The organism is Coriobacteriia bacterium, assembly GCA_014859305.1.
In the GTDB taxonomy this organism is placed as follows: domain Bacteria; phylum Actinomycetota; class Coriobacteriia; order Anaerosomatales; family Kmv31; genus Kmv31.
This window is the reverse complement of sequence record JACUUM010000013.1, coordinates 36,479-44,593: the sequence shown is the minus strand read 5'-3', so window position 1 is coordinate 44,593 and position 8,115 is coordinate 36,479. Positions and strand designations below refer to the sequence as shown.

The following is an 8,115-nucleotide window of genomic DNA, read 5'->3' as shown; positions in this document are numbered from 1 at the left end:
TTGCGTTCCTCTGAGAAGTGACTAGAATACTGGTCATGAGCGAGATGCGATCACTTGCGGACACCAAGGCACACCTCTCCGAGGTTGTGGATCTCGTCGCGCGCGAGCACGAACGCGTGTACATCACGCGTCGCGGCAAGCCGGAAGCTGTCTTGCTGAGCGCCGACGAGCTCGAGAGCCTCGAGGAGACCCTGGACATCCTGTCCACGCCGGGCGCGTTGGACGAGATCCGCGCGGCAGAGGCGGAGATCGCCCGGGGCGAGTACGTGGGTGCCGACGAGCTGCGCCGGAAGTACATCAAGGGCAGGTAGGCTCCGTTGGGGGGATACGAGCTCGAAGTGGCGGCCTCGGCGGAGCGGCGGCTCGAACGGCTCCCCGAACGTCTAGCGGCCGCGATGGTCGAGTTCATGACCGGTCCGCTTGTCGAGGAGCCCTTTCGTGTCGGCAAGCCGCTGCGGGCAGAACTCCTCGGGTTCCTGGCAGCGCGCCGAGGTGCGTACCGGATCGTCTACGAAGTCGTTGAGGAGAGATCCGCCGTAGTCGTGGTGCGAGTCGAGCACAGGGCTCACGCGTACCGGCCGGGGTGAACGCTCGGCCGCTACAGCACCCCGACGCCGAGCCTGCGGCCCAGAGCCGTTGCCAGCTTCCGGTCGGCCGTGGCGAAGCGGGCAGTCGAGCGAGGCGGCCAGCGCCGCGTAGGCGGCGTCGAACGTCGACAGCCCGCACGCGGCTGTCAGTGCCGCGGGGTGACGGGCGGCTCGCGATCCGGCACCACGAGCACTCCAGCCGTCCTCGGCCGACACTGGCCCACGGATGTTTGTCGCGCTGTCCGACCCGTGATACCATCACCCGGCTCGTCTTTGGGCGCCCGCTCGGAAACCGGGCCCCGCCGTTCGTACCGGAGGTGACCCACGATGCGTCAGGACATCCATCCCGACTACGTCGAGTGCAAGGTGACGTGCTCCTGCGGCGCCACCTTCCAGACGCGCTCGACGAAGCCGGATCTGCACGTGGAGCTGTGCTCGGCGTGCCACCCCTTCTACACCGGGAAGCAGAAGTTCGTCGACACCGGCGGGCGCGTCCAGCGCTTCGCCGACAAGTTCGGCGACGCCGCCACGCAGGTGCGCGAGCGCGAGGCAGCCGCCGCCGAAGAGCGCCGCAAGGCCGCCGAGGAGGCCGCGCTGAAGGCTCGCGAGGAGCGCGAGGCGAAAGAGGGTGCCAAGTCGGAGCGCCGCAGCCGCGCCGAGGCGAGGGCCGCGCGCGAGGCGGGCGAGGTGGCCGCTGCGGCCGAGGAGGCGGCGCCTGAGGCGGCGGCGCCGGAAGCCGCCGTCGCCGAAGAGCCGGCCGAAGCCGCCGAGGAGACCGCGCCCGCTGCCGAGAGCGCGGGCGAGGAGACCGAGTCGGCCACCGAGGAGCCGGCGCCCGACGAGGCGCCGCAGGAGACGTCCGAGTAGCGGGCGGTCCTCGGCTCACTGGTATGATGAGAGGCGCTCCCCGGGGCGCCTCTTCTCGTCGAACCGCCTGTTCGCGCCCCCGGCGGGCGCACGACCGCCTCGTGAGGGATCGCATGGACGTACGCCTTCTCCAGCACACGCCCGACCCGGAGCGCACAGTCGCGGTGGCCGCCCGACTGTGCTACGCGCCCGTGGGCGCGGCCGAGCTCATGGAGGGCTTGACCGGCGAGCAGGTGCGCAAGGTCCTGCGTGTCATCATGACCTCGGGCCACCTCTCCGCTCTCGAGCACGCGAGCCACACGTTCGCGATCGACGGCGTCTCCCGCGCGCTCACGCACCAGCTCGTACGGCACCGGCTCGCGAGCTACAACCAACAGTCGCAGCGTTACGTGAGCTTCGCCGAGGAACCCTGCTTCATCATGCCGCCGGCGGTCGAAGCGGATCCGGAGGCCGCCGAGCGCTTCGAGCAGGCCACCCGGGCGGCGTTCCGGGCATACCGCGAGCTCCTCGAGGGCGGGGTGGCGGCGGAGGACGCGCGCTACCTCCTGCCCAACGCAACGGAGACCAAGATCGTGGTCACGATGAACGTACGCGAGCTGCTGCACTTCTTCGAGCTGCGCTGCTGCAAGCGCTCCCAGTGGGAGATCCGTGCGCTGGCGCTGCGCATGCTCGAGCTCGCCGAGCCCACGGCGCCGTACGTCTTCGCCGACGCGGGCGCGGCCTGTCGCCGCGGGCCGTGCCCCGAGGGGAAGATGACCTGCGGCGAACCCTACGAGAGGGCACCGAGACGTGACTGACGCGGACACGAGCCGGGGCGGTCCCGCGCCCGCCCCCTCCTCGGCGAACGGGGGTCCCATAGTCCACACCCACATCGGCGGCCAGGCCGTCATCGAGGGCGTGATGATGCGCGGAAGGCGCAACTGGGCCGTCGCCGTGCGCAAGGGCGACGGTTCGGTGCACGTGGAGGCGCACGACCTGCGCCTCGCCGCCGAGGACAAGCCCTGGCTCGGCAAGCCCGTCATCCGCGGCGTGTGGGGCTTCTACGAGACGCTCGTGCTCGCCATGAAGGCGTTCCAGGTCTCCGCCGAGCAGGCCGGCGAGACCGAGGAGGAGCAGCTCTCCAGCCGTGAGGTCGGCATCTCGATGGTGCTCGGGCTGGCGCTGGCGGTCCTGCTGTTCATCGTGATCCCCGCGGTGCTGACGAACGTCCTCGTCGGGCCCGCGATCGAGAGGCCACTCGCCTGGAACGTGGTCGACGGAGCGCTGCGCGTGGCGGCGTTCTTCGCCTACATCTGGGCTGTGAGCCGCGTGCCCGACATCCAGCGCGTCTTCGCATACCACGGTGCCGAGCACAAGACGATCCACACGTTCGAGCGCGGCCTGCCGCTGAGCCCCGGCGTCATCCAGGGACACACCACGAAGCACGTACGCTGCGGGACGTCGTTCCTGCTGATGGTGATGGTCGTGGCGCTGGTGGTCTTCTCGCTCGTGCCGGTGAGGACGATCCTGGAGGCGCTGGGCGTCACGCACCGCCTCGGCTCCCTCGGGCTGAACATCCTCATCCGCATCGCGCTGCTGCCGCTGGTGGCCGGGCTGGCCTACGAGGTCGTGCGCTGGGCGGGCAAGCGGCCCGACGACCCCTTCGTGCGCGTGCTGCTCTGGCCCGGCCTGCAGCTGCAGCGGATGACGACTCGCGAGCCGGACGACTCGATGGTGGAGGTCGCGGTGGTGGCGATGGAGGCGGTCGCGCTGCGTGAGGGGCTGCTGCCACCCGGGGAGGGTACCGCAGAGGCCGCCGGAGACGCTCCGTCGACGGTCCTCGCGGACGAGCCGCCACCGACCTGATCGCGCCGGGCGGCTGCGGAGTGTCCCCTGCGGTCCCCGCCGTGCTCGTGGGCCGTGTCCGGCAGCCCTTCGCGGTGCCGCTGGCAGGCCTTTCCACGGCACCTCGCTTGCTGTGGGAACCTACGTCCCGGGGGCGACGTCGTGATAGACTCACAGGTCCGAGAACGCCGCGCCGCACCCCGCCTTCGGGCCCCGGATCGAACCCGCGCGAAGGCCCCGGGAACGGGGCTCTCGGCACCCGAGAGCGGCGTTCGGTGAATAGGAAGAGTTCGGTAAGGTATGCGTGAGAGACTCCGGAACATACTCGACTCCTACGAGGAGCTGACAGTCAGACTCGGCGACCCGGCGGTCATCGGCGATCAGCGCGAGTACGCGCGTCTCGCCAAGGCCCACGCCGAACAGACCCCGCTGGCCGCGAAGGTGCGGGAGTACTTCGGCGTGCTCGACGACGTCGGAGCGGCGGAGGAGATGGCGCGCGAGGGCGACGCCGAGACGCGCGAGTTCGCGCGCGAGGAGCTGCGCTCCCTGGAGGAGCGCAAGCACGCGCTCGAGGACGAGCTGAAGGTGATGATGCTGCCCAAGGACCCCAACGACGAGAAGAACGTCATCGTCGAGATCCGCGCCGGCGCGGGCGGGGACGAGGCCGCCATCTTCGCGGGCGACCTGTACCGGATGTACACGCGCTACGCGGAGAGCCAGCGCTGGAAGGCGGAGGAGATGGACGCCTCGCCGTCGGAGACCGGCGGCTTCAAGGAGGTCATCTTCATGGTGAAGGGTGGCGGCGCGTACTCGAAGCTCAAGTTCGAGTCCGGCGTGCACCGCGTCCAGCGCGTCCCGGTGACCGAGTCGCAGGGGCGGATCCACACGTCCACGGCGACCGTGGCCGTCCTGCCTGAAGCGGAGGACGTGGAGGTCACGGTGGACCCCGGCGACCTGCGCATCGACGTCTACCGCTCCTCGGGGCCGGGAGGGCAGTCCGTCAACACGACCGACTCCGCCGTGCGGATCACCCACCTGCCTACCGGGCTCGTCGTGGCGTGCCAGAACCAGAAGAGCCAGCTGCAGAACCGCGAGCAGGCGCTCCGCATCCTCAAGGCCAGGCTGTACGAGATGGAGCTGGAGCGGCGACAGGCCGAGGTCGGCGCCGAGCGCCGCAGCCAGATCGGCACGGGGGAGCGCTCCGAGAAGATCCGCACCTACAACTTCCCGCAGGACCGCATCACGGACCATCGGATCGGCCTGACCGTCCACAACCTCCCCGCCGTGATGATGGGAGAGATCGCCCCGCTCATCGAGGCGCTCGCCTCGGCCGACCGGGCGGAGCGGCTGAAGGCTATCGTGTGATGGGCGAGCGCGTCTGGACGATCCGGGACGCGCTCGGCTGGACGACGGAGCACTTCGCTCGCAAGAGCGTCGAGTCGCCGCGGCTCTCCGCCGAGTGGCTGCTCTCGGCGGCCACCGGCCTCTCCCGCGTGGAGCTCTACGCGCACCACGACCGCCCGCTCACCGCCGAGGAGCGCGCGGCGCTTCGCGGATCCGTCCAGAGGCGGGCCGCGGGCGAGCCGCTCCAGTACGTCACAGGTGAGGTGGCGTTCCGGCACCTCGTGCTGAGAGCCGAGCGGGGCGTGTTCATCCCTCGGCCGGAGACCGAGGTGCTGGTCGACGTGGCGCTCGAGGCGCTGGACGCCGCGGCCGCCGGGCGGGCCTCCACGGTCGTCGATCTGTGCACCGGCGCGGGAGCCGTCGCGCTCTCCGTCGCCCACGAGCGGCCCGAGGCGCGGGTGTACGCCACCGACCTGGATCCCTCCGCGGTCCACCTGGCCCGCGAGAACGCGCGGCGCTCGCGACTCGAGGAGCGCGTCTCGGTCCTCCTCGGCGATCTGTTCGAGCCGCTGCCCGAGGAGCTCCTCGGACGCATCGACCTCGTGGCCGCCAACCCGCCCTACATCCCGACCGGTGACATGCCCGGCCTGCCCGAGGAGGTGGCCGGCTTCGAGCCCTCGCTCGCGCTGGACGGCGGGGCCGACGGGCTGGATGTCGCCCGGCGCGTCATGGCCGCTGCCGCGCGCTGGCTGCGGCCCGGCGGGACGCTCGCGATAGAGCTCGACGAAACGCGGGCCGCGGATGCTGACCGCGAGATGCGGGCATGGTATGAAGGTGTCGGGACGGTCTGCGATCTCGCCGGGCGCGACAGGGTCGTGGCGGGGCGGACGCCGAGCGGGCCGGGGCCGGGGTAGGGCGACCGACACGGAAGGCGGGCGGTGGCGATGAGCAAGGTCTACCACATCGATCCGGAGAACCCCAACGCGGAAGTGCTGAACCTCGCCGCCACGGTGTTGCGGGACGGCGGCGTGGTCGTGTTCCCGACCGAGACCGTGTACGGGATCGGCGCCTCCGCGACATCGTGTATCGGACCCCACGAGATCATCGACATCAAGGCCCGTCCCATGAACAAGCCCATCCCCTGGCTCGTCGAGGACGAGGACGCGCTGGACCGCTACGGCCTCGACGTCCCCGAGTACGCCCGCCGTCTCGCCCGCCGTTTCTGGCCCGGCGCGCTGACTCTGGTCGTCCACGCCGCGGACATCGTCAGCAAGGACTTCCGCGACGATCGGGGGACCGTCGCCCTGCGCAGCCCCGACCACGGCGTCGTCCGCGAGCTGATCCGCTCGTCGGGAGGCGCGATCATCGCCACCTCGGCCAACACGTCCGGCGAGCCCGCTCCGGCGAAGTTCGAGGAGATCGAGGAGCGGATCATCGCCGCGGCGGACCTGACGCTGGACGGCGGCGAGACCGAGCACGGCGTCCCGTCCACCGTCGTGGATTGCACGGGACCCGAACCCGTCGTGCTGCGCGAGGGCGCCGTCCCCGCCGACCAGGTGGCTGCCATCGCCGAGGGACGCGAGGCCTAGATGCGGCTGCGCATAGGCGCCGACCACGGCGGGTACACCCTCAAGGAGCGCATCCGCGAGCACCTGCTGGCCGCGGGTCACGAGGTGGCCGACGCGGGCACGCACGGCGAGGAGCCCGTCGACTACCCCGCGATCGCGCTGGAAGTCGGCCGAGCGGTGGCGGCGGGCGACGCGGACCGCGGGATCCTGGTGTGCGGCACGGGCATCGGCATGTCGATCGTGGCCAACAAGGTTGACGGCGTGCGCGCGGCCAACGTCACCTCCATCGAGTTCGCGCGGCTCGCGCGCGAGCACAACGACGCGAACGTGCTGACGCTCTCGGGTCGTTTCACCGACGAGGCGACGGCGCTGGCGATCGTTGACGCCTTCCTCGACGCGCCGTTCCGGGGCGGCAGGCACGGCCGCCGGGTGGCGGGCATCACGGACGCCGAGAAGCGCGGCGCCTGAGCCGCGGCCCGGTCCCGGACGGCCGCCCCGCCGGACCTCCTTGCGGCCTTCGCGGACCGGCTTCAGTGCGGTGAACGCGTGATATGCTGAGGCGTCGGCCGCCGGGCCGGCAGCCGGATGATCGAAGGACGGAGCACCCAGGCCCATGTCGTTCAGGTTCCTTTCCGACGCCGACCCCGAGGTGGCCGCCACACTCGAGGCGGAACTCGCGCGGCAGCGCGGGACGATCGAACTCATCGCCTCGGAGAACTTCACCTCACCCGCCGTGATGGAGGCCGCGGGCTCGGTGCTGATGAACAAGTACGCGGAGGGATACCCGGGCAGGCGCTACTACGGCGGCTGCGAGGAGGTCGACGTCACCGAGAACCTCGCGATCGACCGCGCCAAGGAGCTCTTCGGCGCCGAGCACGCCAACGTCCAGCCGCACTCCGGCTCCCAGGCCAACATGGCCGCCTACTTGGCCGTCCTGGACCCGGGCGACACCATCCTCGGCATGGACCTGGCACACGGGGGGCACCTCACCCACGGCAGCCCCGTCAACTTCTCGGGCAGGCTGTTCAACGTCTGCTCCTACGGCGTCGACCGGGACACGGAGGTCATCGATCTCGACGCGGTGTCGCGCATCGCGCGGGAGTGCCGGCCGAAGATGATCGTCGCCGGTGCCTCGGCCTACCCCCGCGTGATCGACTTCGCGGCGTTCGCGAACATCGCCGGCGAGGTCGGCGCGCTGCTCATGGTGGACATGGCTCACATCGCCGGGCTTGTGGCCGCCGGCGTCCACCCTTCGCCCGTGCCTCACGCCGACATCGTCACCTCGACGAGTCACAAGACGCTCCGTGGCCCGCGCTCCGGCTTCATACTGTGCAGCCGGAAGCACGCCAAGGCCGTCGACAAGGCGGTCTTCCCCGGCACGCAGGGGGGGCCCCTCATGCACGACGTGGCGGCGAAGGCCGTGGCCTTCGGTGAGGCGCTGAAGCCGGGGTTCAAGGGGTACGCCGAGCGGGTCGTGCTCAACTGCCAGGCGATGGCCGACGCGATGCGAGAGGGAGGGCTGCGCCTGGTCTCCGGAGGCACCGACAACCACCTGTGCCTCGTCGACCTCACGCCGGCGGGCACCACGGGCAAGGACGCCGAGGCGTTGCTGCAGCGCGTCGGCATCACCGTCAACAAGAACGCGATACCCTGCGACGCGCAGTCGCCGTTCGTGACGAGCGGCATCCGCGTGGGGTCGGCCGCCATGACGACCAGGGGCTTCAGCGTCGGCGAGGCGCGCACCGTGGGCGCGCTCATCGCGGAGACCATCGCTCGGCGCGACGACGAGTCGGCGTTGCAGGCGATCGCCGAGCAGGTGGGCGCGCTGCTGGACTCACACCCCCTCTATCCAGAGCTCTAGCGGGAACGAGCCGAGGAGGACGGATGCGAGCCGAGGAAGAGGCGGTCCCGACGGCGTTGACGCG

8 protein-coding genes and 1 pseudogene are annotated in these 8,115 nt (G+C 71.0%); all 9 read left to right on the top strand.

What is annotated here, in order from left to right:
- The first annotated feature begins 44 nt into the window (after positions 1 to 44).
- The 9 genes and pseudogenes from IBX62_03710 to IBX62_03670 all read left to right on the top strand — a co-directional run bounded on the left by IBX62_03710 (position 45) and on the right by IBX62_03670 (position 8,051).
- Complete coding sequence (locus tag IBX62_03710) at positions 45 to 311, top strand: type II toxin-antitoxin system Phd/YefM family antitoxin (GenBank protein ID MBE0476188.1); 267 nt, start codon at positions 45 to 47, stop codon at positions 309 to 311.
- A 6-nt stretch (positions 312 to 317) separates the two neighbouring features.
- The gene (locus tag IBX62_03705) at positions 318 to 587 is read left to right on the top strand and encodes a type II toxin-antitoxin system RelE/ParE family toxin (GenBank protein ID MBE0476187.1); all 270 of its coding nucleotides are present in this window, start codon (positions 318 to 320) and stop codon (positions 585 to 587) included.
- Positions 588 to 914: 327 nt separating this feature from the next.
- Positions 915 to 1,454: a 50S ribosomal protein L31 gene (gene rpmE, locus IBX62_03700; GenBank protein ID MBE0476186.1), complete on the top strand. Its 540-nt coding sequence runs from the start codon at positions 915 to 917 to the stop codon at positions 1,452 to 1,454.
- A 113-nt stretch (positions 1,455 to 1,567) separates the two neighbouring features.
- A complete protein-coding gene (locus IBX62_03695; GenBank protein ID MBE0476185.1) occupies positions 1,568 to 2,251 on the top strand; it encodes an FAD-dependent thymidylate synthase in 684 nt (227 codons plus the stop codon).
- Positions 2,252 to 2,354: 103 nt separating this feature from the next.
- On the top strand, positions 2,355 to 3,299 hold the full coding sequence (locus IBX62_03690; GenBank protein MBE0476184.1) for a DUF1385 domain-containing protein: 945 nt from the start codon (positions 2,355 to 2,357) through the stop codon (positions 3,297 to 3,299).
- Between the two features lie 279 nt (positions 3,300 to 3,578).
- Complete coding sequence (gene prfA / locus IBX62_03685) at positions 3,579 to 4,643, top strand: peptide chain release factor 1 (protein ID MBE0476183.1); 1,065 nt, start codon at positions 3,579 to 3,581, stop codon at positions 4,641 to 4,643.
- A pseudogene (prmC, locus tag IBX62_03680) lies at positions 4,643 to 6,211 on the top strand (peptide chain release factor N(5)-glutamine methyltransferase). Before prfA ends, prmC begins: the two are co-directional and overlap by 1 nt.
- Entirely contained in the window at positions 6,212 to 6,658 is a 447-nt protein-coding gene (gene rpiB, locus IBX62_03675; protein ID MBE0476182.1) for a ribose 5-phosphate isomerase B, read from the top strand.
- A gap of 145 nt (positions 6,659 to 6,803) precedes the next feature.
- The gene (locus tag IBX62_03670) at positions 6,804 to 8,051 is read left to right on the top strand and encodes a serine hydroxymethyltransferase (protein MBE0476181.1); all 1,248 of its coding nucleotides are present in this window, start codon (positions 6,804 to 6,806) and stop codon (positions 8,049 to 8,051) included.
- Positions 8,052 to 8,115: the final 64 nt, after the last annotated feature.